This is a genomic window from Streptomyces sp. NPDC039736, assembly GCF_055596485.1.
Window position 1 is genome coordinate 295,326 of sequence record NZ_JBVIUQ010000006.1, and the last position, 21,869, is coordinate 317,194.

22 protein-coding genes are annotated in these 21,869 nt (G+C 72.1%); 11 read left to right on the top strand and 11 right to left on the bottom strand.

Annotation, left to right across the window (positions count from 1 at the left end; all coding sequences use genetic code 11):
- Window positions 1–79: 79 nt before the first annotated feature.
- Window positions 80–718 carry an NADPH-dependent F420 reductase gene (locus ACZ56L_RS20800; protein ID WP_471065507.1) on the bottom strand — a complete coding sequence of 213 codons (639 nt, stop codon included), beginning with the start codon at window positions 716–718 and terminating at the stop codon, window positions 80–82.
- Window positions 719–970: 252 nt separating this feature from the next.
- Here ACZ56L_RS20800 and ACZ56L_RS20805 point away from each other — a divergent pair, with 252 nt between their 5' ends.
- Window positions 971–1,669, top strand: a complete 699-nt coding sequence (locus ACZ56L_RS20805; RefSeq protein WP_471065509.1) for an alpha/beta fold hydrolase — start codon at window positions 971–973, stop codon at window positions 1,667–1,669.
- Window positions 1,670–1,777: 108 nt separating this feature from the next.
- Here ACZ56L_RS20805 and ACZ56L_RS20810 read toward each other — a convergent pair whose 3' ends face one another.
- Window positions 1,778–2,398: a hypothetical protein gene (locus ACZ56L_RS20810; RefSeq protein WP_345228680.1), complete on the bottom strand. Its 621-nt coding sequence runs from the start codon at window positions 2,396–2,398 to the stop codon at window positions 1,778–1,780.
- 89 nt (window positions 2,399–2,487) lie between these two features.
- Here ACZ56L_RS20810 and ACZ56L_RS20815 point away from each other — a divergent pair, with 89 nt between their 5' ends.
- Window positions 2,488–3,075, top strand: a complete 588-nt coding sequence (locus tag ACZ56L_RS20815; RefSeq protein ID WP_471065511.1) for a DUF1707 SHOCT-like domain-containing protein — start codon at window positions 2,488–2,490, stop codon at window positions 3,073–3,075.
- A gap of 18 nt (window positions 3,076–3,093) precedes the next feature.
- Here ACZ56L_RS20815 and ACZ56L_RS20820 read toward each other — a convergent pair whose 3' ends face one another.
- The gene (locus tag ACZ56L_RS20820) at window positions 3,094–3,477 is read right to left on the bottom strand and encodes a DUF192 domain-containing protein (RefSeq protein ID WP_345228678.1); all 384 of its coding nucleotides are present in this window, start codon (window positions 3,475–3,477) and stop codon (window positions 3,094–3,096) included.
- Between the two features lie 133 nt (window positions 3,478–3,610).
- Here ACZ56L_RS20820 and ACZ56L_RS20825 point away from each other — a divergent pair, with 133 nt between their 5' ends.
- The 3 genes from ACZ56L_RS20825 (at window position 3,611) to ACZ56L_RS20835 (ending at window position 7,452) form a co-directional block, all read left to right on the top strand.
- Window positions 3,611–4,426, top strand: a complete 816-nt coding sequence (locus tag ACZ56L_RS20825) for a prepilin peptidase (protein ID WP_471065513.1) — start codon at window positions 3,611–3,613, stop codon at window positions 4,424–4,426.
- Window positions 4,427–4,521: 95 nt separating this feature from the next.
- Window positions 4,522–5,676, top strand: coding sequence for a baeRF3 domain-containing protein (locus ACZ56L_RS20830; RefSeq protein ID WP_401756397.1), 1,155 nt, complete (start codon window positions 4,522–4,524; stop codon window positions 5,674–5,676).
- A 252-nt stretch (window positions 5,677–5,928) separates the two neighbouring features.
- On the top strand, window positions 5,929–7,452 hold the full coding sequence (locus ACZ56L_RS20835; RefSeq protein ID WP_471065515.1) for a DUF2079 domain-containing protein: 1,524 nt from the start codon (window positions 5,929–5,931) through the stop codon (window positions 7,450–7,452).
- A 258-nt stretch (window positions 7,453–7,710) separates the two neighbouring features.
- On the opposite strand, the gene mgrA is transcribed toward ACZ56L_RS20835, so the two are convergent.
- Window positions 7,711–8,751, bottom strand: a complete 1,041-nt coding sequence (mgrA, locus tag ACZ56L_RS20840) for an L-glyceraldehyde 3-phosphate reductase (protein WP_345228674.1) — start codon at window positions 8,749–8,751, stop codon at window positions 7,711–7,713.
- A gap of 140 nt (window positions 8,752–8,891) precedes the next feature.
- On the opposite strand from mgrA, the gene ACZ56L_RS20845 reads away from it, so the two are divergent.
- The 5 genes from ACZ56L_RS20845 (at window position 8,892) to ACZ56L_RS20865 (ending at window position 14,659) form a co-directional block, all read left to right on the top strand.
- Window positions 8,892–9,653: an isoprenyl transferase gene (locus ACZ56L_RS20845; RefSeq protein ID WP_189820801.1), complete on the top strand. Its 762-nt coding sequence runs from the start codon at window positions 8,892–8,894 to the stop codon at window positions 9,651–9,653.
- A 304-nt stretch (window positions 9,654–9,957) separates the two neighbouring features.
- Complete coding sequence (locus tag ACZ56L_RS20850; RefSeq protein WP_401756390.1) at window positions 9,958–11,280, top strand: PhoH family protein; 1,323 nt, start codon at window positions 9,958–9,960, stop codon at window positions 11,278–11,280.
- Window positions 11,281–11,684: 404 nt separating this feature from the next.
- The gene (locus tag ACZ56L_RS20855) at window positions 11,685–12,419 is read left to right on the top strand and encodes an aggregation-promoting factor C-terminal-like domain-containing protein (RefSeq protein WP_446697197.1); all 735 of its coding nucleotides are present in this window, start codon (window positions 11,685–11,687) and stop codon (window positions 12,417–12,419) included.
- Between the two features lie 141 nt (window positions 12,420–12,560).
- Window positions 12,561–13,934 carry an AI-2E family transporter gene (locus tag ACZ56L_RS20860; RefSeq protein ID WP_471065518.1) on the top strand — a complete coding sequence of 458 codons (1,374 nt, stop codon included), beginning with the start codon at window positions 12,561–12,563 and terminating at the stop codon, window positions 13,932–13,934.
- Window positions 13,931–14,659 (top strand): hypothetical protein, encoded by a 729-nt coding sequence (locus ACZ56L_RS20865; RefSeq protein ID WP_471065520.1) that lies wholly within the window; start codon window positions 13,931–13,933, stop codon window positions 14,657–14,659. Before ACZ56L_RS20860 ends, ACZ56L_RS20865 begins: the two co-directional genes overlap by 4 nt.
- Window positions 14,660–14,726: 67 nt before the next feature.
- On the opposite strand, the gene ACZ56L_RS20870 is transcribed toward ACZ56L_RS20865, so the two are convergent.
- Together ACZ56L_RS20870 and ACZ56L_RS20875 are read right to left on the bottom strand one after the other, a co-directional pair.
- Window positions 14,727–15,260 (bottom strand): alkyl hydroperoxide reductase, encoded by a 534-nt coding sequence (locus tag ACZ56L_RS20870; protein WP_345228669.1) that lies wholly within the window; start codon window positions 15,258–15,260, stop codon window positions 14,727–14,729.
- Between the two features lie 51 nt (window positions 15,261–15,311).
- Window positions 15,312–15,866, bottom strand: a complete 555-nt coding sequence (locus ACZ56L_RS20875) for a peroxiredoxin (protein WP_345228668.1) — start codon at window positions 15,864–15,866, stop codon at window positions 15,312–15,314.
- Between the two features lie 135 nt (window positions 15,867–16,001).
- Between ACZ56L_RS20875 and ACZ56L_RS20880 the strand changes: the two genes are divergently transcribed.
- Window positions 16,002–17,024 (top strand): LysR substrate-binding domain-containing protein, encoded by a 1,023-nt coding sequence (locus tag ACZ56L_RS20880; RefSeq protein ID WP_471065522.1) that lies wholly within the window; start codon window positions 16,002–16,004, stop codon window positions 17,022–17,024.
- Here the strand turns inward: ACZ56L_RS20880 and ACZ56L_RS20885 are convergent.
- The 5 genes from ACZ56L_RS20885 to ACZ56L_RS20905 all read right to left on the bottom strand — a co-directional run bounded on the left by ACZ56L_RS20885 (window position 16,960) and on the right by ACZ56L_RS20905 (window position 21,819).
- Window positions 16,960–19,260 carry an ABC transporter permease gene (locus ACZ56L_RS20885; protein WP_471065524.1) on the bottom strand — a complete coding sequence of 767 codons (2,301 nt, stop codon included), beginning with the start codon at window positions 19,258–19,260 and terminating at the stop codon, window positions 16,960–16,962. The two genes, ACZ56L_RS20880 and ACZ56L_RS20885, sit on opposite strands and share 65 nt — an antisense overlap.
- Entirely contained in the window at window positions 19,257–19,949 is a 693-nt protein-coding gene (locus ACZ56L_RS20890; protein ID WP_345228664.1) for an ABC transporter ATP-binding protein, read from the bottom strand. The genes ACZ56L_RS20885 and ACZ56L_RS20890 overlap by 4 nt, the downstream gene beginning before the upstream one ends.
- On the bottom strand, window positions 19,946–20,470 hold the full coding sequence (locus tag ACZ56L_RS20895) for a PadR family transcriptional regulator (RefSeq protein ID WP_345228663.1): 525 nt from the start codon (window positions 20,468–20,470) through the stop codon (window positions 19,946–19,948). Before ACZ56L_RS20895 ends, ACZ56L_RS20890 begins: the two co-directional genes overlap by 4 nt.
- A 96-nt stretch (window positions 20,471–20,566) precedes the next feature.
- On the bottom strand, window positions 20,567–20,872 hold the full coding sequence (locus tag ACZ56L_RS20900) for a type II toxin-antitoxin system antitoxin (protein ID WP_471065527.1): 306 nt from the start codon (window positions 20,870–20,872) through the stop codon (window positions 20,567–20,569).
- Window positions 20,869–21,819, bottom strand: a complete 951-nt coding sequence (locus tag ACZ56L_RS20905; RefSeq protein ID WP_471065529.1) for an SPFH domain-containing protein — start codon at window positions 21,817–21,819, stop codon at window positions 20,869–20,871. Before ACZ56L_RS20905 ends, ACZ56L_RS20900 begins: the two co-directional genes overlap by 4 nt.
- Window positions 21,820–21,869: the final 50 nt, after the last annotated feature.

Below are 21,869 nucleotides of genomic sequence, written 5' to 3' on the forward strand. Positions count from 1 at the left end.
GCCGCCATGGACCACTCCAGCCCCTCAAGCATGCTTGAGGTCAAGGGCGGCGCGGAGGGGCACGTGCGTCACCCCGGGGTCACGACGCTCCGGCGCCTGCGGCCCGGGGCACCACCCGTACGTTGAAGACGTGCGAGCCCAGGCCGTTCGCGATGCCCATGAAGAGCAGGGCGAAGTGCTCCTGGCCGCGTGCGGTGGTGATGCCGCCGATGTCGAGCTGGGAGGAGGGCGGCCAGCCCAGGTCGGCGAGGAGCCGGCCGGTGGTCCGCTTGGCCTCGGTGTCGTCGCCGGAGAGGAAGACGGTGCTCGGGCCTTCGAGGTCGCCGGGGGCGGTCATGGCGGCGGAGTCCATGGTGCAGAGGGTCTTGACGACAGGAGTCTCGGGGAAAGCTGCCTGGATCTGCTCGCCGAGACTGTCGTTGGGGTGGGAGAGCTCGGCGTAGTCGTCGGAGAGGCCGACGCCCACGTCGACGAGGAGGGTTCCGGCGATGGCCGGTGCGCCGATGCCGCGCAGCAGGTCCACGGAGACGGTGCCCGGGGTCGCGTTGACCAGTACCTCCGCGTGCGCGGCGGTCTCGCCGAGGCCGGCGACGGGGAGGCCGAGGTCCCCGCGTTCCGTGGGGTGGCGGGAGCCGAGAAGGACGTCGTGGCCGGCGCGCTGCCAGCCGTGGGCGAGGGCGCGGGCGACGTTTCCGGTGCCGAGGATTCCAATTCGCATACGAGGCAAGCTAGTTGGCCTGTGCGGGGTGGGGGATCGGGCTGTGGGACCGGCCTGCCCGGCACCAAAGTCGTAGGCCGGGGGTGTGGTCGGCCGGATCGTTGACGGCACCGCCTTCCAGCAGCGGGGCGGGTGCGCCGGGGGCGAGTCGGGTGACGGGGACGGTGACCTGCCGAGGTCGAAGATCAAGCCAGGGTGCGTACCGCACGTATTTCCGGAGCAGTCGCCGGGCCGCCCCGCTACGGTGCGGCCATGGTGAACTTTGTGCTTGTTGCAGGTGCGCGGCTCGGGGCGTGGGCGTGGGACGACGTGGTGCCGCACCTGCGTGCGGCCGGTCATGGCGTCCACCCGCTGACGCTGTCCGGCCTCGCCGAGAAGCAGGGCGTGCCCGCCGGGCAGCAGACCCACGTCCAGGACATCGTTGACGAGGTCGAACGGCATGACCTGCGCGATGTCGTCCTGGTGGGGCACAGCTACTCCGGTGTCCCCAGCGGTCAGGCCGCCGGGCGGATCGGCAACCGGCTGACGCGAATGGTCTTCCTCGACTCCAGTGTTCCGGCCGACGGTGAACCGTTCGTCGCCACCTGGCCGGACGGCGGAACGGCGATGAGGGCGACGATCGCCGAGAACGGCGGATTCTGGCCGGTCGCGCCCGCGACGCACTTCGAGGACCACGGCCTCACCGACGACCAGATCGCCCGGATCGTGGGCGGCTCGACGCCGCACCCGGGTGCCACGCTGACCGAGGCCGCCGTGCTGGACGGGCCGCTCGGCGACCTTCCGGCGACGTACATCAAGTGCACGCTCGGTGACCCCGAGCCGAGTGACGACGTGGCCGAGCTGCTGACCGGCGGGCGCTGGCGGCTGATCGAGATGGACACCGGCCACTGGCCGATGTTCTCCCGGCCGGGCGAACTGGCACGGATTCTCATCGACGCAGCCGGGGCGTGACCGCACGTCCATGCGCGCGGACCACCACCGGTGTCCTGCCGACTGCCCGTCCGTGACGGCTCGTTCGCGGTTCCCCGCGCCCCGGGCGGGGCGCGGACGCCGTGGACGCTATGCCCCCTTGAGCGCGCGTTCGATGCGCGCCGCCTGGTTCGTGGCGAACTCCGAGAGGCCCGCCGTGTCCTTGCTGCGGTACTCCTGGGAGACCGCCACCACCACCGGGCCCACCCGGAAGTGCACCACCCGCAGCGCGCTCTCGTCGTCCTCGCCGGACTTGACGTAGGCGGAGACGTTGCCCACGGCGGGGCCCTTCTCCGCCGTGGCGTCGGAGGCCAGTTTCGTCTCCGCCTTGTACCCCGCCTCGGCGGCGGCCTTGCTGCCGTAGGACTTGACGCTCGTGCCGACCAACGCGCCGGACGCGTCCGTGTAGTTGCCGACGCCCTCATGGGTGAGGCCGTTGCACGGGCCCTCACAGGCCGCCGCCTGCGCCTTGATCCCGCCGTTGTCGCCCTGCCTGTCCTCCGCCCAGCCCTTCGGCAGGTCCTTGGCCCGCAGCAGCGCCCCGTCCAGCGACGGTACGTCCTTGAAGGGGGCCGCCGGGTCGGACAGCCCCGCCTGCGCGGACCCGCCGCCCTTGCCGTCCGCGCCGTCGGAGTCCCCGCCGCCGCACGCCGACACCGTCAGCAGCAGCGCGGCCGCGGCCGCCCCCACCCAGATCCTCCGGGACTTCATCACACGTACCTCTTCATCTCTTCACGCGGTGCATCCACCGGCAACCTATACACCGTGCCGCGGCACACCGTGCTTCGTATCATCGGCTCATGACCTCAGAACCCGGCCGCCGTCCGCTCCGTGCCTCCGACGCCGACCGCGAGGAGGTGGTCGAGCAACTGCGGGAGGCCGCCGCCGAGGGGCGGCTCGACATGGAGGAGCTGGACGAGCGGCTCGGGCTCGCCCTGACCGCCAAGACCGTCGCCGAGCTCGCGCCGCTGGTCGAGGACGTGATTCCGGCGCAGGGCCTCCCCGCCGGGGAGCCCCTGGTGATCAAGGGCGGGGTGCACGGGCAGTCCCGTGTCGGCGCGTGGAAGGTGCCGGCGCGCATCGTCGCCCACGGCGGCATGGGTGGCGTCACCCTCGACTTCACCCGAACTTCCGTGCGGCACAAGGTGATCGAGGTGGAGACCAACGGTTCCGTGGCTCCCGTCACCCTCGTCGTCCCCGAGGGCTGGGGCGTCGACACCGACGGCGTCCACCCCGGCGTCGGCGGCCTCTGGAACAAGACCAAGGGCGAGCAGCGGCCCGGCACCCCGCTGGTCCGGGTCACCGGCAGCGGCGGCATGGGCGGCGTCTACGTCCGCAACCCCGGTCTGCTGCAACGCCGCAAGCTGCGGCGCGAGTTGGAGAGCTGACGGAGTCGTGGACCGGGGTCACTCGCGCCGCGGGGCGGTGGCGTCGGCGACCCGCACACGGGTGCCCGCACGCACCCCCCACCCCGTCAGCGCCCCCGCCTCCGCCTCCAGGACGTGCCGGGTGCGCAGAGGGGGGAGCGGGAGCCGGTTCGGGGGCGCGAGCCGGACGGCGAGGACCCGCAGGTCCCGGTCCAGGTAGGCGACCTCCAGCGGAAAACGCATCCGGAAGGTGTGGATGCCGGAGGCGGGAGTCAGCAGGAGCGCGCCCTCGATGCCGGTGCGGCCGAGGAGGCCCCGGGAGCGGGCGCGCGCGGAGGCGGCGATCTCCAGGGGGACGGGGGCCGGGAGGCCGTCGATGTGCAGGGCGCCGTGACCGTCCTCGTAACGCCCCTGCCGTCCCATGCCCGGACTGTACGAGCCCCGGGCCGCCCGTGCCAGGGGGAGCCCGGACTGTACGAGCCACAGGCCGCCGTGCCGGGGGGAGTGGGTCCACGGGCCCATGACCCGAGGGAGGGCCGCGCCTAGGGTGGGGCGGGTGTTCGCCACCGTGATCGCCCTCGCCGCCCTCTGGGGCGCCGCGACGGGACTGCTCCTGCCGCGTGCCGCCCACCGGCTCTCCGTCGAGCCCGGAGAGCCCTGGCGCAGTTCCTGCCCCGCCGGTCACCCCTTCACCGGGTTCGCCCGGGGATGGGCCGGCACCGGGCGGTGCGCGCGGTGCGAGGAGGGGCGCGGCGGCGGAGCGCCGCTGCGCACCGCCGTCGGCTCCACGACGTACGGCGAACCCCACAGCGCGACCCGCACCAGGAACCACACCAGGACCCTCCCCTACGTCCTCCTCTGCGCCCTCGCCTGCGCCGCCCTCGCCGCCGCCACCGGGCCGCGGCCCGAGTTGGGGGTCTGGCTGCTGCTCGCGCCCTTCGTCCTGCTGCTCGCCGCCGTCGACCTGCGGGTGCGGCGGCTGCCCGACGTCCTCACCCTGCCGCTCGCCGCCGCGGGCGCGGTGCTGCTCGGCCTCGCGGAGCTGCTGCCCGGCGACGGCGGGTCCTGGCTCGGCGCGCTGCTGGGCGGGGCCGGGCTCGGCGCCGCCCATCTGCTGCTCCATCTGATCAACCCCGACGGCATGGCGTTCGGTGACGTGAAGCTCGCGCTGGTGACCGGGACGGCCCTGGGCTGGTACGGGTTTCCCGTGCTCTTCACCGGGACCTTCGCGGGGTTCCTCCTCGGGTCGCTGTACGGGCTCGGGCTGATCGTCACCGGGCGCGGCAGCCGGAAGTCGCAGTTCCCGTTCGGGCCGTTCATGATCGCCGGGGCCTGGGCGGGCGTCCTGCTCGGAGCGCTCGGGGCGCGCTGAGGCCGGACGCCGCGCACGGGCGGAACGGGGCCAATCGTGAGAAATTGCCTGGAGTAGTTGTGCCCTGCCCGACCGCCATCCCGAGTGGAGTGCCCATGAGTGACGAGGACGCCTCCGACCTGCTTGCCGAACTGCGCCGCCCCCGGCCTTACCCGGCCGTCTCCCTCACCCTGCCCACCCACCGGCACCGGCCCGAGAACCAGCAGGACCACATCCGGCTGCGCAACCTCCTCGCCGACGCCGAGAAGCGGCTCGCCGCCGACCCGCAGGTGAGCAAGGAGCAGGCGGCCGCCGTGACGGGCAACCTGAGCGAGGCGGTGGACGAGCTCGACCCCGAGCACTTCCTGGAGGGCCTGGTCCTCTTCGCCTCCGCCGACGAGGCCCGGACGTACCTGGTCAGCTCGACGGTCCCGGAGCGCGTCGTGATCGGCGAGACGTACCTGACCCGCAACCTGGTCGCCGCCTCCGCCCGGCAGATCCCCTACCTCGCGCTGCTCCTCAGCACCGGCGAGGTCCGGCTCTGGCACGGCGTCGGCTACGAACTGCACGAGATCGACCAGGCGGAGAGCGGCTTCCCGGTGATCTCCTCCGGCGTGGAGCGCGACGGTCCGCCCAACCGCGAGGGCGGCCACGGCGAGGAGCAGGACTTCCGCAACATGCTCACCGAGGCCGACCGGCGGCTCACCCCGCTGCTCCAGGAGGCGGCGCTTCCGGTGGTGGTCGTCGGGCTGCGGCAGCACGTCGTCACCTTCCGCGAGCTGTCCCGGCACAAGGCCGTGCTGGCGGCGGACCTGGAGGTCGGCGGCCTGCTCCAGGCGACCGCCCCCGAACTGGTCGAGCAGCTCGCCCCGGCCCGCGCCTCGCTGGCCGCGATCGACGCCGAGGAGGCCCTGAAGGCGCTGGACGCGGCCCGCAGCGGCAAGCGGTACGCGGCGGGGGTCCAGGACTGCTGGCAGGCGGCGCGCGAGGGCCGCGTGGGGCACCTGGTGGTGGAGGAGTCGGTGCGGGTCTCGGCCCGGGTGGAGGAGGTCGAGGGCGCGCCCCGCGCCGCGCTCGTGATCGTGGACGAGGCCAGCGACGGAGGCGGCGGAGGCGGCGGCGAGAGCGGCCAGGGCGTCGGCGACGGGGTCGAGGACGACGTCGTCGACTCGCTGGCGGAGATGGTGCTCGACGCCGACGGCGACGTGACGTTCGTACCGGACGGCTCGCTGACGGAGACCGGCGGCATCGCGGCGGCCCTGCGGTACTGAGCCGGGCCCCTCGATACCGAGCAGGGCCCCCGGCACCGAGCGAGGTCCCCCGGTACTGAGCGAGGCCCCCGGTACCGAGCGGGGCCCGCGCAGCGGTGACGGGCGACACGGTGACGGGCGGCGCGGTGACGGCCGACGCGGCGGCGGGTGCGGCTCCGACGGGGCCGCACCCCCAGTGGTTAACCTCCGCATATGTGGACAATGCGAACAACACGGACGACCCCTGACCGGGCGTCGGTCCGGGTCGTGCCCGTGGCCGTGCGCCGAAGGGCACGAGGAGCCGCCCCCTGGGCCTGGAGCGCCGCCCTCTTCGTCCTGTACGGCGCCCTCTCCGTGCGGCGGCACCAGCTCCTGCGCACCACCGGCTACGACCTCGGCATCTTCGAGCAGGCCGTCCAGGCGTACTCCCGACTGCGGCTGCCGTACGTCCCGTTGAAGGGCGAGGGCGGCACGGTCAACCTCCTCGGCGACCACTTCCACCCGATCCTGGCCGTCCTGGCCCCCCTCTACCGGGTGTTCCCCGCCGCCGAGACCCTCCTGCTCGCCCAGGCCGCCCTGCTCGCCCTCGCCGTGGTGCCGCTCGCCCGGTGGGCCGGGCGGGTGCTCGGACGGGCCGCGCTGCACACCGTGGCCCTCGGGTACGGGCTGAGCTGGGGCATCGCCTCCACCGTCGCCTTCGACTTCCACGAAGTGGCCTTTGCCGTGCCCCTGCTGGCCTTCTCCCTGGAGGCCCTCGGGCGGGGACGCCACGAGCGGGCCGTGCTCCTCGCCGCACCCCTGCTGCTCGTCAAGGAGGACCTGGGGCTCACCCTGGCCGCGCTCGGCGGGTACCTGGTCTGGCGCGGGCGGCGCACGCTCGGGTTCGCGACCCTGCTGGGCGGGGTCCTCGGCACGCTCGTCATCACCAAGCTGCTGCTGCCCGCCCTCAGCCCATCGGGAACGTACGCCTACGGCGAGTACGTGGCGGAAGGCGGCCGGGGGTCCCTGCTCATGACCCTCGCCGCCGCCCCGCTCGACGCCCTGCGCCCCGAGGTCAAGGCCGTCACCCTCGTCCTCGTCTTCGCGCCGACCGCCCTGCTCGCCCTCCGCTCGCCGATCGCCCTGCTCGCCCTGCCCACCCTCGGCTGGCGGCTGCTGTCGCGGCACGACTACCACTGGGAGACCGCGTTCCACTACAGCGCGGTGCTCATGCCGATCGTCTTCGCCGCCGCGATCGACGCCCTCACGCCCTACGGCAGGTTCGGCCCGTTCTCCCCGGACGGGACCAAGGACAACCCCCTGGCCGCGCGCCATCTGCGCGCCTCGCTCGCCACCGTCCTCGCCGTCACCCTCGTCCTGCTCCCCTCCTTCCCCTTCGGCCTCGTGCTGCGCAAGGACACCTGGCACACCCCCGGCCACGTCCACGCCGCCCGCGCGCTGCTCGCCCGCATCCCCGACGGGGCGACCGTCGCCGCCTCCAACCGGCTCGTCCCGCAGCTCGTCTCCCGGACCACCGTCGTCCTCTTCCCCGGCTACCCGATCCCCGGCAGGCTCTACGACACCGACGGCACGCCCCCGCCGCCCATGAGCGAGTGGATCCTGCACGACAGCCGCCCCCACCCGGCCTGGCCGCTGCCCGACGGGCACTGGCCGTACCCGCCGCACCGGCAACAGGAGGAGCTGGCACGGGCACAGAAGACGTACGGATACCGGGTCGTCGCCCAGGACGACGGGATCACGCTCCTGCGCCGGAAGGGGCCCGTCGCGCGCGACGGTGCAGAAACGTCAATCCGGTGAACCGGCCGACACCCCGACGGGGGAAACCCGAGGAGCGGATTTCCGCCCGCCGAAAGGGCTCCGATGCCATACGCCGCAAGGGATTCGGTACTTTGCACCGTGCACAGTGCCGACTTCGGAGAGTAATTATTCGCGTCCTGGTGCACGACATCACTCACGAAGGGTTATGGTGGAAACCCCCCCTCGGGCCGGTCCGTATCCCCCCCACGGACCGGCCCGTTTTTTGTCTCCGCGGCCCCGGCGAGCCCGGTGGCCCCGTCAGCCCCGTCCGGCCCAGATGTTCGTGCCGGGGGTCGAGACGGCGAAGGAGTCGATCTCCTTCAGCTCCGCCTCGGTGAGCTTCGGAGCCCCGAGCGCCGCCACGTTCTCCTCCAGCTGCCTCACGCTGGACGCCCCGATGAGCGCCGACGTCATCCGCTCGTCCCGCAGCACCCAGGAGAGCGCGAGCTGGGCGAGCGACTGGCCGCGCCGGGAGGCGATGTCGTTGAGCCCGTTGAGCCGGCGCACCACCTCCTCGCTCAGCAGGTCCGGGTCGAGGGACTTGCCCTGGGTCGCGCGCGAGCCCTCCGGGATGCCCTTGAGGTACTTGTTCGTCAGCAGGCCCTGGGCGAGCGGCACGAAGGAGATGCAGCCCATGCCCGCCTCCTCCAGGGTGTCCAGCAGGCCGTCGTCCTCCGTCCAGCGGTTGATCATCGAGTACGACGGCTGGTGGATGAGCGGGCGCACCCCCATCTCCCGCAGCAGGCGGGCCGCTTCGGCGGTCTGCTCGCTGGTGTACGAGGAGACGCCGACGTACAGCGCCTTGCCCTGCTGGACGGCGGACGCCAGCGCGCCCATCGTCTCCTCCAGCGGGGTGTCCGGGTCGAAGCGGTGCGAGTAGAAGACGTCGACGTAGTCCAGTCCCATCCGGTTCAGGGACGCGTCCAGCGAGGACAGCAGGTACTTGCGCGAGCCCCACTCGCCGTACGGGCCGGGGTGCATCCCGTAGCCCGCCTTGGTGGAGACGATCAGCTCGTCGCGGTACGGGGCGAAGTCCTGCGCGAAGATCTTGCCGAAGTTCAACTCGGCCGAGCCGGGCGGCGGACCGTAGTTGTTCGCCAGGTCGAAGTGGGTCACCCCGAGGTCGAAGGCGCGGCGCAGGATCGCGCGCTGCGAGTCGAGGGAGCGGTCGTCGCCGAAGTTGTGCCACAGCCCGAGGGAGACAGCCGGCAGCTTCAGGCCGCTGCGGCCCGAGCGTCGGTACTCCATCGTGTCGTAACGGTCGTCGGACGCGCGGTAGTGCGGGGAGTCATCAGTCACGGTTCCCCTCCCTATCACGTACGTACTTGTGACAGACCGGGTTGGGCCGGTGTGGCCCGTGCGCAGTAAGGTGACCCGCTCGGGACCACGGCAGACCGCAGACTTCCGGGCCCCGGGGAACACGAGAGGGTGGAACCGCTGTGAACCTGCGCGACCTGGTGTATCGGCTCTACGCACGCCGGGTGGAGGGCCGCCTCGACCACGCCCAGGTGCCCAAGCACATCGGCGTCATCCTCGACGGCAACAGACGCTGGGCGAAGGCGGCGGGCGGCACCACCGAGCAGGGCCACAAGGCCGGCGCGAGCAAGATCCAGGAACTCCTCGGCTGGTGCGCGGAGACCGATGTCGAGGTCGTCACCCTCTGGATGCTCTCCACCGAGAACCTGGACCGCCCCGAGGCCGAACTCACCCCCCTGCTGTCCATCATCGAGGGCGCGGTGCGCGACCTCGCCGCCGACGGCCGCTGGCGCGTCCACCACGTCGGCACCATGGACATCCTTCCCGCGCGAACGCAGGGTGTCCTCAAGGAGGCCGAGCAGTCGACGTCGGGCAACAAGGGGATACTCGTCAACGTCGCCGTCGGCTACGGCGGCCGCCAGGAGATCGCCGACGCGGTCCGCTCGCTGCTCCTCGAACACGCCGAGAAGGGCACCTCCTTCGAGGAGCTCGCCGAGATCGTCGACGTCGAGCACATCTCCGAACACCTCTACACGCGCGGCCAGCCCGACCCGGATCTGGTCATCCGCACCAGCGGTGAGCAGCGGTTGTCCGGTTTCATGCTCTGGCAGAGCGCCCATTCGGAGTACTACTTCTGCGAGGTCTTCTGGCCCGCCTTCCGCAAGGTCGACTTCCTGCGCGCCCTGCGCGACTACGCGGCCAGGCACCGGCGTTACGGTTCCTGACCGCGTCCCGTACCCCCCTGACGTAGCGGACATGCGTCATCCGTCCCGGCCACGGCCAGGTATGGCGGCGCATGTTCGAGGGAATACCCCTTCCAGGTCGGCGTCCGGTCCACGGACGCCGAAATCCGAAGTGGGCGACTGGATGTCGCCCGCCCGGGAGGCCCTTTGCACCAGGACGCTCGCGCACCTCACGCGCAGGCGACGTGGAGGGCCGGCGACCGGCCCGCGCATCGCGGCCGGCTCCGGCCCCTCCGCCCGCGACGTCGTCGCACCCCAACCTCAGTACGAGGGGGTACGTCCTTCCGTGGTGAACAGCTCTAAGCGCCGCCTTCCCGACAGGCGCACCTACGTTCTCGACACCAGCGTCCTGCTGGCCGACCCCAGCTCCATGACCCGCTTCGAGGAGCACGAAGTCGTGCTGCCGATCGTGGTCATCACCGAACTGGAGGCCAAGCGGCACCATCCGGAACTCGGCTACTTCGCCCGGCAGGCCCTGCGCCTGCTCGACGACTACCGCATCCGGCACGGCCGCCTCGACGCCCCGATCCCGATCGGGGACCTCGGCGGGACGGTACGGGTCGAACTCAACCACTCCGACCCCGGCGTCCTGCCCGCCGGTTACCGGCTGGGGGACAACGACTCACGGATTCTCGCCGTCGCACGCAACCTCCAGGCCGAGGGGTACGACGTCACGGTCGTCTCCAAGGACCTGCCGCTGCGCATCAAGGCCTCCTCGGTGGGCCTCCTCGCCGAGGAGTACCGCGCCGAGCTGGCCATCACCGACTCCGGCTGGACCGGAATGTCCGAACTCACCCTGGAGGCCGACCAGGTCGACCTGCTCTTCAGCGAGGAGCGGGTGTACGTCCCCGAGGCCGCCGACCTGCCCGTCCACACGGGGCTGGTGCTCCAGTCGGAACGCGGCAGGGCGCTGGGCCGGGTGACGGCCGACGGCAACGTCCGTCTCGTACGGGGAGACAGGGGGGCCTTCGGCATCCACGGGCGCAGCGCGGAGCAGCGGATCGCGCTGGACCTGCTGCTCGACCCCGAGGTCGGCATCGTCTCGCTGGGCGGCCGGGCCGGCACCGGCAAGTCCGCGCTCGCCCTGTGCGCGGGCCTGGAGGCCGTCCTGGAACGCCAGGAGCACAAGAAGGTGATGGTCTTCCGGCCGCTGTACGCGGTCGGCGGGCAGGAGCTCGGCTACCTGCCGGGGTCCGAGTCCGAGAAGATGTCGCCGTGGGCGCAGGCCGTCTTCGACACCCTCTCCGCCGTCGCGGGCAAGGAGGTCATCGAGGAGGTGCTCGGCCGCGGGATGCTGGAGGTGCTGCCGCTCACCCACATCCGGGGCCGGTCGCTGCACGACGCGTTCGTGATCGTGGACGAGGCCCAGTCGCTGGAGCGGAACGTCCTGCTGACGGTGCTGTCCCGGATCGGGGCGAACTCGCGGGTCGTGCTCACCCATGACGTCGCGCAGCGCGACAACCTCAGGGTCGGCCGGTACGACGGAGTGGTCGCCGTCGTCGAGAAACTGAAGGGGCATCCGCTCTTCGCCCACGTCACGCTCACCCGCTCCGAGCGCTCGCAGATCGCGGCCCTCGTGACCGAGATGCTGGAGGACGGCCAGATCTGACCATCCGTCGCACCGAGCGGCGGCACGGCGCCGTCCGGCACAGCCCGCGGGAAGCGGGTGATCCTAGCCGGACGGCGCTTTCGTGCGCCCGGGGTTCCACGAATCCGCCGTCCCGAAACCGATGTGACCTTTCACACGCACCGAAGAATTGATTGTCCGCCCGATCTTCCGGCAGAGTCTTGCTTCCGTCAGGCCCCGCATACGGCACACCCGCACCTCCACAGGTGCGACACCACACAAATCAACAGACAGCGCCGTATGCCGCCCGAGTAACACGGAGCACTCCCCCGGGAGTTGCCCACCGGGTCCGAGCCTCCCGTGACACAGCACGTAGGGAGGACAGCGCCAGGGGTGCGATTGCGTCCGCGAGGGTCACCGGCCGGACGCTGCTGGAAGGAAACCGTGTGAGCCGGATCTCGGTTCGGGGATTCGCAGTGGCCTCGGCCACCGCAGTCACCACAGTCGGCGCCGTCGTGGGCGTCGCATCGGGCGACGTGCAGTCGTCGAGCGACAACAACTTCGAGGCAGCCGCCGCCGACACGACTCTCCTCGCGGACATCCCCGTCGGCCAGCAGGCGCAGGTCGCCTCCGCCGCCGTGGCGCAGCAGGCGGACGTGCAGGCCGCCGCCGCCGACGAAGCCGCCAAGACGCAGGCCGAGCAGTCCGCCCGTCTCAAGGCCGCCGCCGACGCCAAGGCCAAGAAGGAGAAGGCCGACGAGGCGAAGGCCGCCAAGGAGAAGGCCGAGAAGGCGGAGAAGGAGGCGAAGGAGCGCGAGCAGGTCGAAGAGGTCGCGAACCGCTCCTCCCGCGACACCGGCGAGGTCTCCTTCGAGCAGAAGTCCTCGTACACCGTCGCCGAGGTCAAGGCGATGGCCCGCCAGATCGTCCCGGCCGGCCAGTTCCAGTGCTTCAGCAACATCGTCACCCGCGAGTCCACCTGGAACTACCAGGCGCAGAACCCGACCTCGGCCGCCTACGGCCTGGTCCAGTCCAACCCGGGCTCCAAGATGGCCTCGGTCGCGCCCGACTGGCGCACCAACCCCGCCACGCAGATCAAGTGGGGTCTGAACTACATGAACGTCCGTTACGGCAGCCCCTGCGAGGCCTGGTCGTTCTGGCAGAACAACCACTACTACTAGGAGCGCCGAACCCGGGTACACGTCCCCCCGGGCACTCAACTCCGCGGAGCCCCCCACCGTCCTACGGTGGGGGGCTCCGCACGTGTACGGTTCGGTCGTCCGCCAACTCCGGGGGGAGTCGTGGGGGGAAGAGGAAACATCATGTCGAAGACACCAGGATGGCTCGGCGGGCTCGGCGCCCGGCTGACCCACATGGGAGAGCGTCTGGAAGAGCGCCGCGCCCGCGCGCACGCCGACCCCGACGCCGTGGCCGTTCCGGAGGTCGACGTGCCCGACCATGTCCCCCCGCCCCCCGACTACGCCCCCGCGGTGGCCGCCAAGCCCGAACCCGCCGCCGCGGTGCCCTGGGGCCTGCGGGTCGCCGCCGAGGCCTCCTGGCGGATCCTGGTCCTGGCCGCCGTCATCTGGATGCTCGGCCAGATCATCGTCCAGGTGCAACTGGTCGCCTTCGCCTTCATGGGCTCCCTGCTGGTCACCGCGCTGCTCCAGCCGACGGTCTCGCGGCTGCGCGGACTGGGCCTGCCGCGCGGGCTCGCCACGGCCTTCACCGCCGTCCTCGGCTTCGTCATCATGGGGCTCATCGGCTGGTTCGTGGTCTGGCAGATCATGGACAACGCCCAGGAGCTCACCGAGAAGGTGCAGAAGGGCATCGAGGACCTCCGCCACTGGCTCCTCAACAGCCCCTTCCACGTCACCGACAAGCAGATCAACGAGATCTCCAAGAACCTCAGCGACGCCATCGGCACCAACGTCCAGGAGATCACCTCCGCCGGACTCCAGGGCGTCACCGTCGTCGTCGAGCTCCTGACGGGCATGCTGCTCGCGATGTTCTCCACGCTCTTCCTGCTGTACGACGGCAAGAAGGTCTGGCAGTGGACGCTCAAGCTCGTCCCCGCCCAGGCGCGTCCCGGCATGGCGGGCGCGGGCCCGCGGGCCTGGCGCACCCTCACCGCCTATGTGCGGGGCACGGTGATAGTGGCCATGATCGACGCCATCTTCATCGGGCTCGGCCTCTTCTTCCTCGACGTCCCGATGGCCGTGCCGCTGGCCGTCGTGATCTTCCTCTTCGCCTTCATCCCGCTGGTCGGCGCGGTCATCTCGGGCGCGCTGGCCTGCGTCGTCGCACTCGTCGTGCAGGGCCCCTTCGTCGCGCTGATGGCGCTGATCGTGGTCCTGGCCGTGCAGCAGATCGAGGGCCACGTCCTCCAGCCGTTCATCCTGGGCCGCGCGGTACGCGTTCACCCGCTCGCGGTGGTGCTGTCCGTCGCCGCGGGCGGTCTGATGGCCGGCATCGGCGGCGCGGTGGTGGCGGTGCCGCTGGTGGCCGTCCTCAACACGGCGGTCGGCTACCTGCGCGCCTACTCCAAGGAGAACGCGCTGCGGGCCGCCCCCGGGCCGCACGGCGCGACCGCCCACGCGGTGGCGCCGACCCCGGCGCCGGGAAGCGAGCCGGTCCCCCCGGGGCCCGGGGCGACGGAGGACCGTGCCCAGGACAAGGGCGACGGCATCGCGTGATCACCGAGCCGGAGCTGGTCGGCGGACCGGACACCGGGCCGCGCCCGGAACCGCCCGCCGCCGGTGAGCGGTTCCGGGCACTGGCCCGGCTGCCGTGGGTATGGGCGCTGGGCGGGGCGGTCGTCGCGTCGGCGGTGTGGGCGGGCGGGGTGCACCTGGTCCTGAGCCAGGGCCCGGACCAGCGCGGGTACCGGCTGGAGCACGGAGCCTGCGACGACCTGCGGGTCCCGGCACTGGCCGCGGAGTTCGGCGGCCGGAACGCGCCTGCGGACGCCGCGTCCTTCCACCACGACCCGGCGCTGGTGACCCTGGAGTGCACCCTCGGCCTGCGGCCCCGCGCCGGGGCGCGCCCCGGCGACACGGTCGTCGACGTGGTGACCCTCTCCGTCGAGCAGCACCGGAAGACCGACCCGGGCCCCGAGTTCGCCGTACGCAGCAGGCGTGCGCCGCTTCACGCGCCCGGACTGGCCGACGAGCTGCCCCTCAGCGAGGTACGGGGACCGGCCGACCGGGCCTACTACGGCTCTGGCGCGACGGACGGGTTCGGCTGGGCCCGGCTGGCCGTCCTGGACGGCGGTGTCGTCCTGACCCTGGACGTGCGGCCCACGGTGCGGCCGCCGGAGGGGGCCGACGACGGTCCGTCGCGGGCGCCCGACCTGTCCGGGGTGCGGCAGGACGTCCTGACGGCGGACATGCGGTCGCTGATGGAGCAGCTCAAGAGGTAGGCGGAGGCGGTACGGAAAGGGGCCCACCGGCATCGCATGCCGGTGGGCCCCTTTCGCGCAACGCGCACTACTCCGCGAGGACGGCCTCGGAGTCGAGGGTGACGCCGACCGCCTGGATGACCGCGGCGATCTTCACGGCCTCCTGGATGGTCTCGCGGGAGACGTCCGCCTTGCGCAGGACCTGCTCGTGCGAGTCCAGGCACTGGCCGCAGCCGTTGATCGCGGAGACCGCGAGGGACCACAGCTCGAAGTCGACCTTCTCGACACCCGGGTTGCCGATGACGTTCATCCGCAGGCCCGCGCGCAGCGTCCCGTACTCCGGGTCGGAGAGCAGGTGGCGGGTGCGGTAGAAGACGTTGTTCATCGCCATGATCGCGGCGGCGGACTTGGCCGCCGTGAACGCCTCGGCGGAGAGGTTCGCCTTCGCCTCGGGCTCCAGCTCGCGCAGCACCCGCGGCGAGCGCGAGGCGATCGCGCAGGCCAGCACGGTGCCCCAGAGCTGCTGCTGCGGGAGGTCGCTGTTGCCGATGACCGAACCCAGGTTCAGGCGCAGGTCCTTGGCGTAGTCCGGGACGGCGGACTTCAGTTCGTCGAGTGCCATGTCAGATCAATCCGTTCTGTGGTCCGTGCGGTCGGGCTGGTGCTTCGGGTTCTACTCGCCCGAGAGCAGCGCGACCGGGTCCAGGGTGTTCTCGCCCTTGGTCCAGTTGCACGGGCACAGCTCGTCCGTCTGGAGCGCGTCGAGGACCCGGAGGACCTCCTTCGGGTTACGGCCCACGGAACCGGCGGTCACCATCGTGAACTGGATCTCGTTGTTCGGGTCGACGATGAAGACGGCGCGCTGGGCGAAGCCGTCCTCGCCCTCGATGCCGAGGTCACGCATGAGCTCGTGCTTCGAGTCGGCCAGCATCGGGAAGGGCAGGTCGGTGAGGTCCGGGTGGTCCTTGCGCCAGGCGTGGTGCACGAACTCGGAGTCACCGGAGAAGCCGAGGATCTGGGCGTCGCGGTCGGCGAACTCCTCGTTCAGCTTGCCGAACGCGGCGATCTCGGTCGGGCAGACGAAGGTGAAGTCCTTGGGCCACGCGAAGACGACGCGCCACTTGCCCTCGTAGGACTTGTGGTTGATCTGCTCGAACTCCTTGCCCGACTCCAGGGAGACACAGGCGGTGAGGTCGTACGTGGGGAACTGGTCACCAACAGTGAGCACGCGCGCTCCTTGCTACAAAGGGAAAGTCCCGTTTCAGGGGTTTCCGGTGGGGGTGGACGGATCCCCAGAGTGACACAGGGGGCATTGATAGCGGAAATAGCTAGACTCGGTCTTACCGATCGGAGGTGGCTATCAGTGGCCGTAGTAAACAGGGGGAAGCAGCCCTCGCTGGCGCAGTTGCGCGCTTTCGTGGCGGTCGCGGAGCATCTGCACTTCCGGGACGCGGCGGGCGCGCTCGGCATGAGCCAGCCGGCCCTCTCGGGGGCGGTCTCGGCGCTGGAGGAGACCCTGGGGGTCCAGCTCGTCGAGCGTACGACCCGCAAGGTGCTGCTCTCGGCGGCGGGGGAGCGGCTGGCGGTGCGGGCCCGGGTGGTGCTGGAGGCGGTCGGTGACCTGCTGGAGGAGGCGGAGGCCGCCCGGGCGCCCTTCACGGGGGTGCTGCGGCTCGGGGTGATCCCGACGGTCGCGCCGTACCTGCTGCCGACGGTCCTGCGGCTGGTGCACGACGCGTATCCGGCGCTGGACCTGCAGGTCCACGAGGAGCAGACGTCCTCGCTGGTGGAGGGGCTCGCGGCGGGCCGCCTGGACCTGCTCCTGCTGGCGGTGCCGCTCGGGGTGCCCGGGGTGGCCGAACTCCCGCTCTTCGACGAGGACTTCGTCCTGGTCATGCCGCACCGGCACTGGCTGGCCGGGCGGGACGACATTCCCCGGGAGGCCCTGCGCGAGCTGCACCTGTTGCTGCTGGACGAGGGCCACTGCCTGCGGGACCAGGCGCTGGACGTGTGCCGGGAGGCGGGGCGGGAGGACGGGGGCCCGGTGACGACGACGGCCGCCGGCCTGTCGACCCTGGTCCAGTTGGTGGCGGGCGGGCTGGGGGTGACGCTGCTGCCGCGGACGGCCGTGCAGGTGGAGACGGGCCGCAACCCCGACCTGGTCACGGGGTACTTCGCGGACCCGGCCCCGTCCCGCCGCATCGCCCTCGCCATGCGGGCGGGGGCGGCGCGGGCGGCGGAGTTCGGCGAGTTCGCGCAGGCGCTGCGCGGGGCGCTGGAGGGGCTGCCGGTACGGATGGTGCAGGACCGGGGCCGGGGGGCTACTCCGTGCGGAGGCCCTCCGGCCGCATCAGGCGCCACAGCGCCGGCATGCTCAGCAGGGTGACGAGGAGGACGACTCCCGCGCCCAGGCCGGACATCGCCCCGATGGCGTTCCAGTCGATCCCGACCCGGAACCCCGTCATCAGCAGCAGCACCGCGCCCAGCCCGTAGCCGACCGCGACCGCGAGCAGCAGCCCCAGCCCGACCGGCAGGGCGGACTGCCACAGCACCGACCAGCCCAGGGTGGTGCGCCGGGTGCCGAAGGCGACCAGCGCGGCCAACAGCTTGCGCCGTTCGCGCAGTTGCTCCAGTTGGGAGATGAGCAGGCTGGCTCCGATCAGCAGCAGTACGCACGTCGAGCCCGCGAGGACGGCCCGCCGGATCTGGTCGAACCGGTCGTTGACCCGCTCCGCCGCCACGCCGTAGACCTGGATCAACGGGTCGGCGGCCGCGAGGGCGTTGCGCGCGTGCTCGGTGGCGTCCACCGCCGCGGGGTCGACCTTGAGGTACATGCTGTGGCTGGAGACGGCGGCGGCCGCGGCCGGCATCGCGCCGGGGGTGGCCAGGATGCCCGCCGACTGGTCGCGCAGTCCGCCGGCCCTGACCGGGACGGTCGCCGCACCGGCGGGCAGGGTCCACGGCACGGCACGGCCCTGCCCGGTGCCCTCCTCCGGATCGAGGTAGTACCTCTTCCCCGGCGTGATGCCGGCGGTCCCCTCGCCCGCGGCCAGGAAGGCGTCGCCGTCCCGGCAGGAGGGCAGTTCCGCGATCTGGCGCAGCGCCGGGCAGTCGCCCACCGTCACGTTGTTGATCCGCTGGGACTCCTTGGGCGCGTCACCGACGGTGGTGTCGGTGAGCCGCAGGGCGACGCGCACCCCCGGGATGCCGGCGAGCTGCTCCGCCAGCCGGTCGGCCCGGGGGGCGGCGGGGCTGGCGGCGTCGATGGCGACGGTGACGTCCGCGCGGGCCTTGTCGGCGCTGGTGTCCGTGGTGTACCGGCCGGACGCCGAGCCGAGCAGCATCTGGAGCGCGATCGCCCCGGCCACCGCGACGGCGATGCCGTTGACCGCCCTGGCGGCCGTACCACTGCTCAACTGGAGCCGCCGAATGGCCAGTTGCCAGGAGAGCGGTCCCCTGCCGAGGTGCGAGACGACCGATTCGACCACCCACGGCAGCAGCGCGGTGACGCCGATCAGCAGCAGCGCGGTGCCGCCGACGACGGGGAACTGGTCGAAGTTGCCTCCGGCGTCGCCCCGGCGGATCTGCGGCACCAGCAGGGCGAGCCCGGCCGCCGGCAGCAGCAGCCGCCACCAGAGCCGGCGGCGCACCGGCTTGGCGGTGCGGACCACGCCGAGCGGTTCGATGACCACGCCCCGCAGCGCGAGCAGCGTCACCAGGACCGCCGACGCGGGCACCGCCCCGCAGATCAGCAGGACCAGCCAGGGGGCGGGCACCAGGTCGGACGGGAAGACGCTGATGCTCTCCAGCGTGATCAGCCGGGCCATGGAGCGGGCCAGGAAGAACAGCCCGCCGCCCAGCAGGAGTCCGCCCAGCGCGCCGACGAAGGTCTCGCCCGCCGCGACCCACCGGGTGGACCTGGCGTCCGCGCCGACCAGCCGCAGCGCGGCCAGCCGCCGGTCGCGCCGCTCGCCGCCGAAACGCACGGCCGCCGCGATGAGCACGGCGACGGGGACGAGCAGCACCACGAGGGCGACCAGGACCAGGAGCATCATGGTGGAGTCCAGGCCCTCCCGGGACGCCCCCTCGAAGGCGTCGAGCCGGACGACTTCGCCGCGGCCCGCGACGAGCCGGTCGGTGCCCTGGAAGTAGGAGAGCTCGTGGGGTCCGAGCAGGCCCTCGTCGCTGATGACGGCGGTGACGGTGCCCTTCAGGCGCTCCCTCAGCAGCGCGCCCGCGTCGGAGTCCAGGAGTTTCCTGAGCTCGGGGGACACGGCCAGTTCGCCCGGCCCGGGCAGCGCGGTCAGACCGGGCGGCACGGGAGCGTCCGGACCCTCGGCCTGCACCAGCCTGCCCCGGATCGAGAGATCGCGGAAATCGGCCTGCGCGATGCCGAGCAGGAGCGTGTTCCGGCCGGCCGTGTCGGTGCGTCCGGCGAACTCCCCCCGTGCGTAACCCCGTTCGTCCCGTGCGGCGAGCGCGTTCGGGATGGCGGCGGTGATCAGCAGCAGGGACACGCCGAGGCCGACGCCGACCGCCGTCAGGATCGTACGGATCCAGCCCTCGCGGCCGCCGCTGATGGCGAACCGGGCGCCCAGCCGCAGGTCGTCGAGCGCGCTCATCCGGTGAACTCCAGGGTCAGGTCGCGGGACTTCCCGTCGCGCACGACGACTTCGCGGTCGGAGTAGGCGGCGACGCGGGCTTCGTGGGTGACCAGGACGACGGCGGCGTTGGTGGAGCGGGCGGCCTCGGTGAGGAGTTCCATGACGCGTTCGCCGTTGAGGGAGTCCAGGGCGCCGGTGGGCTCGTCGGCGAAGATCACCCGGGGGCCCGGGGCGAGGGCGCGGGCGACGGCGACGCGCTGGCCCTGGCCGCCGGAGACCTCGCCGGGGCGCTGGGCGGCGATGGTGTCGACTTCGAGGCGTTCCATCCAGGCCAGCGCGGTGCGCTCGGCGTCCTTGCGCTTGGCGCCGTTGAGGCGCAGCGGCAGGGCGACGTTCTCCACGCAACTGAGTTCCGGGACGAGCTGGCCGAACTGGAAGACGAAGCCGAAGTCGCTGCGGCGCAGGGCGCTGCGCTCGCGGTCGGTCATGGCGGAGAGCTCTCGGCCGTCGTAGGTGATGGTGCCGGAGTCGGGGGTGACGATGCCGGCCAGGCAGTGCAGCAGGGTGGACTTGCCGGAGCCGGAGGGGCCCATGACGGCGACGACCTCGCCGCGGTGCAGGGAGAAGGAGGCGTCGTCGAGGGCGGCGGTGGCGCCGTAGGTCTTGTGCAGGCCGGTGGCGGCGAGCAGGGAACCGGCGGGGGTCATCGGCGTACCTCCGTGGCGAGGCGGTCCAGGCGGGCGGCGGTCAGTTCCAGCCAGCGCAGGTCGGCTTCGAGGTGGAACAGGGCGTGGTCGCAGATCAGCTGGTCGGCGAGGTCGCCGCGGCGTTTGCGGTCGGTGAGGTTGCGCATCAGCCGCAGGTGCTCCGAGCGCTGGGTGTCCAGGAGCCGGTCGGCGGGGCGGCCGGTGAGCAGGGCCAGGACGACCTTGGTGTAGAGGGTCGACTGAAGGTAGGGCTCGGGCTTCTCGGGGGCGGCGAGCCACTGTTCGACGTCGGTGATCCCGGCGTCGGTGATGGCGTAGGTCTTGCGGTCGGGTCCGTTGCCGGACTCGGTGCCGTCGACTTCGACGAGGCCGTTCTTCAGCAGGCGGGACATCGTCGCGTAGACCTGGCCGTAGGCGAGGGGGCGGTCGTGCCCGAACTTCTCGTCGAAGGTGCGCTTCAGGTCGTAACCGTGGCGGGGGCCGGCCTCCAGGAGGCCGAGCAGCGTGTGGCTGATGGACATGCCCAGGACTATACACACTGCGTATACGCGCAGTGCATAGCTGGGCGAAGAGCAGGTGGGAGACGGTCGAAACCGCCTCCCACCTGCTCTTTCCTGCTACTTCTCCTCGGGTTCCGGATTCTTCTTCGGCGGACGCCCCCGGCGCGGGATCGGCCCCGTGTGCCGGGGCAGCCTGCCCGCCTCGGTGAGGGAGGTGCGGAGCAGGAACTCGATCTGCGCGTTGGCGCTGCGCAGTTCGTCCGCCGCCCAGCGGGCCAGGGCGTCGTACACCTTGGGGTCCAGCCGCAGCAGCACCTGCTTGCGGGCCTCGCGCCGCGGCCTGGGCGCGGGCTCGCCGGCGGGGGCGTCCCCGGTGTCCCCCGGGGCGTTCCCGGCGGCGTCTCCGGTGGTGTCCTCGGTCACTGGTAGAGCGTCCCGGTGTTGATGACCGGCTGGGTGGCCCGGTCGCCGCACAGCACCACGAGCAGGTTGCTGACCATGGACGCCTTGCGCTCCTCGTCCAGCTCCACGATGTCCTGCTCGGAGATCCGGGCGAGCGCCTGCTCGACCATGCCGACCGCGCCGTCCACGATCAGCCTGCGGGCGGCGACCACCGCGCCCGCCTGCTGCCGCTGGAGCATCGCGGAGGCGATCTCCGGGGCGTACGCGAGGTGGGTGAACCGGGACTCGATGATGTGGACGCCGGCGGCCTCGACGCGGGCGTGCAGCTCGATCGCCAGCTTCTCGGTGATCTCGTCGGCGTTGCCGCGCAGCGAGAGGCCCTCCTCGTCGTGGGAGTCGTACGGGTACTCGATGGCGATGTGCCGTACGGCCGCCTCGGTCTGGGTGGAGACGAACTCCAGGAAGTTGTCCACCTCGAAGGAGGCCTGCGCGGTGTCCTCGACCTTCCACACCACGACGGCGGCCAGCTCGATCGGGTTGCCGTACGCGTCGTTGACCTTCAGGACCGCGGTCTCGTGGTTGCGGACGCGGGTGGAGATCTTGTGGCGGGTGGTGAACGGGTTCACCCAGCGCAGGCCGTCGGTGCGGATGGTGCCCCGGTAGCGGCCGAAGAGCTGGACGACGCGGGCCTCGCCCGGCGCGACCATGTTCAGCCCGCTCATGGCGAGGACCGAGGCGCAGAAGAGCAGGATGCCGACGACGACCAGAGTGGCCGTCAGGCTCGCGGAGGAGGCCCCGATGCCGAGGACGATCAGGCCCGCGGCGACCAGCACGCCGACCAGGCCGAGCAGGAGGGCCAGGCCGCCGGCGATGCTGTGCGCCGCGAACTCGGTGACGCGGGGGGCGGGCATGTCGGGAAGGTCGCCGGGTGTGTTGTCGGAGGGGGTGTGGGCGGTGGTGGTCATCATGGTCCCCGTTTCTGTGCTGCGTCGACGCCTGGGCGCGGCGGGCCCGGCAC

Coding starts and splice junctions, on each gene's coding strand:
- ACZ56L_RS20890 (WP_345228664.1), bottom strand. CDS start 19,949: ATGACCCCCGCCGGTTCCCTGCTCGCCGCCACCGGCCTGCACAAGACC.
- ACZ56L_RS20815 (WP_471065511.1), top strand. CDS start 2,488: ATGACCTCAGAACCCGGCCGCCGTCCGCTCCGTGCCTCCGACGCCGAC.
- ACZ56L_RS20885 (WP_471065524.1), bottom strand. CDS start 19,260: ATGAGCGCGCTCGACGACCTGCGGCTGGGCGCCCGGTTCGCCATCAGC.
- ACZ56L_RS20805 (WP_471065509.1), top strand. CDS start 971: ATGGTGAACTTTGTGCTTGTTGCAGGTGCGCGGCTCGGGGCGTGGGCG.
- ACZ56L_RS20870 (WP_345228669.1), bottom strand. CDS start 15,260: ATGGCACTCGACGAACTGAAGTCCGCCGTCCCGGACTACGCCAAGGAC.
- ACZ56L_RS20860 (WP_471065518.1), top strand. CDS start 12,561: ATGTCGAAGACACCAGGATGGCTCGGCGGGCTCGGCGCCCGGCTGACC.
- ACZ56L_RS20800 (WP_471065507.1), bottom strand. CDS start 718: ATGCGAATTGGAATCCTCGGCACCGGAAACGTCGCCCGCGCCCTCGCC.
- ACZ56L_RS20810 (WP_345228680.1), bottom strand. CDS start 2,398: ATGAAGTCCCGGAGGATCTGGGTGGGGGCGGCCGCGGCCGCGCTGCTG.
- ACZ56L_RS20830 (WP_401756397.1), top strand. CDS start 4,522: ATGAGTGACGAGGACGCCTCCGACCTGCTTGCCGAACTGCGCCGCCCC.
- ACZ56L_RS20895 (WP_345228663.1), bottom strand. CDS start 20,470: ATGTCCATCAGCCACACGCTGCTCGGCCTCCTGGAGGCCGGCCCCCGC.
- ACZ56L_RS20905 (WP_471065529.1), bottom strand. CDS start 21,819: ATGATGACCACCACCGCCCACACCCCCTCCGACAACACACCCGGCGAC.
- ACZ56L_RS20820 (WP_345228678.1), bottom strand. CDS start 3,477: ATGGGACGGCAGGGGCGTTACGAGGACGGTCACGGCGCCCTGCACATC.